The following is a 2,123-nucleotide window of genomic DNA, read 5'->3' as shown; positions in this document are numbered from 1 at the left end:
ATCCTCGGCACTTCGCCCGACATGATCGATCTCGCCGAAGACCGCGACCGCTTCCAGAAGCTGCTGCACAAGCTCGGCCTCAGCCAGCCGAAGAACGGCATTGCCTATTCGGTCGAGCAGGCCCGCCTTGTCGCCGGCGAGCTCGGCTTCCCCTTGGTGGTGCGCCCGTCCTATGTGCTGGGCGGCCGCGCCATGCAGATCATCCATGACGAGGGCATGCTGCAGACCTATCTGCTCGACACCGTGCCCGGCCTGGTGCCGGAGGACATCAAGCAGAAATACCCCAACGACAAGACCGGCCAGATCAACACGCTGCTGGGCAAGAACCCGCTGCTGTTCGACACCTATCTCTCCGGCGCCATCGAGGTCGATGTCGACTGCCTGTGCGACGGCAAGTCGACCTTCGTCTCCGGCATATTGGAGCACATCGAGGAGGCCGGCATCCATTCGGGCGACAGTGCCTGCTCGCTGCCGGTGCACTCGCTGCCTTCCGAACTGGTCGACGAGCTGGAGCGCCAGACGGCAGCGCTTGCCCGCGCTCTCAATGTCGGCGGGCTGATGAACGTGCAGTATGCGATCAAGGATGGCACGGTCTATGTGCTGGAGGTCAACCCGCGCGCATCGCGCACCGTGCCCTTCGTTGCCAAGACCATCGGCCGGCCCATTGCCAAGATCGCCGCCCGCATCATGGCCGGCGAAAAACTGGAAGACGCCTTCGCCCATTACGGCGCCATGCCCGACCCCAGAAACCCCGGCCACATCGCGGTCAAGGAAGCGGTCTTCCCCTTCGCCCGCTTCCCCGGCGTCGACATCCTGCTCGGCCCGGAAATGCGCTCGACCGGCGAGGTCATGGGTCTCGACCGCGATTTCGCGCTCGCCTTCGCCAAGAGCCAGTTAGGGGCCGGTGTCGACCTGCCGCGTTCCGGCACGCTGTTCGTCTCGGTGCGCGACGAGGACAAGAAAGGCATATTGCCGGCGGTCAAGCGCCTTGCCGGCCTCGGCTTCAAGGTCCTGGCCACCTCGGGCACCGCCCGCTTCCTCGCCGAAAACGGTGTCGACGCGCAGAAGATCAACAAGGTCCTGGAAGGCCGCCCCCACATCGAGGACGCCATCCGCAACCGACAGGTGCAGATCGTCTTCAACACGACGGACGGCCAGAAGGCCGTGTCGGACTCGAAGTCGCTGCGCAGGGCGACGCTGATGCAGAAGGTGCCGTATTACACCACGTTGTCGGGTGCGGCTGCGGTGGCGGAAGCGATTGCTGCGCTGAAGGCGGGGAGCCTCGAGGTCAGGCCGCTGCAGGAGTATTTTGCGTGAGAACAGGGAGAAGCTGCCGTAGGCAGATGACGGAAGCCCGCACGGGTGATCGTAATCTGTTGGGGCCTCGCTGCGGCAGAGTTCAGCCAGAAACAGAATTGCATCGCCTCTATCGACGCGAAGGCGGCAGCAGTGGTGATCGAAAGCGGCAATCAGGGGCCCTGCACCAACGATAGCGAAGTCAAAAGAAACGTGTTATTCAGCCCCCTAGGGCATAACTAGGGGGCTGACGATATGACCATACCTACCAATGATCCGTTTATATTATTAATTACAATAATACTTTCGATATCGACAGTTGTGGCGGTTTTAGATTTTGTTGGATTTCTTCCTGGATTTATATCCAAGTGGTTAAATCGAAATAAGCTGGCTTCAACCCTAGACGTTCTGCGCGAAATGGGGATCGAAGGAAGGGTCGTCAAAAGAAGAACAATTTCAAGCTTATTTCATTCTTTTTACAACAAAGAAGATCTGTACTCTGGGACCATACGGGATTTAAATTCGATAAAAATTTCCAAGAAGGTTTCGGTTGGTAGCGTTAATTCAACTCAGTCTAATGGATTTATTGATCTGATGGGCGCAACGACCTCTTCGGAGGTTGCTGAGCGCTACGCTAAACGCCTCGTCACTTTTTGGCGAGAAAAATTGAATAACGACGCAGAACTCAAGAATTTCGAATTTTCCTTTATAGTTGCTCCTAAGAGCGGAAGTCCATTCATTGCCTACGAAATGTCTAAAATACTGAACCTCCCCTTGGTTGTGCACAACTCGAAGCCAAAATTCGAAATAGACCCTGCTATGTTCTC

The 2,123-nt window shown here is 57.3% G+C and carries 1 protein-coding gene and 1 pseudogene; both read left to right on the top strand.

The features are described 5' to 3' along the window. Window positions 1–1,317, top strand: a pseudogene (locus EN893_RS30580) (carbamoyl phosphate synthase large subunit); the annotation flags it as partial. 234 nt (window positions 1,318–1,551) lie between these two features. Next, window positions 1,552–2,123: hypothetical protein (locus tag EN893_RS30575; RefSeq protein ID WP_164901258.1), on the top strand; the 572-nt coding region annotated here is incomplete at its 3' end.

The sequence above is a fragment of the Mesorhizobium sp. M7A.F.Ca.CA.004.04.2.1 genome, from assembly GCF_004022825.1.
In the GTDB taxonomy this organism is placed as follows: Bacteria; Pseudomonadota; Alphaproteobacteria; order Rhizobiales; family Rhizobiaceae; genus Mesorhizobium.
Note: the sequence above shows the minus strand (reverse complement) of the source record. Positions and strands in the feature narration are given on the sequence as shown.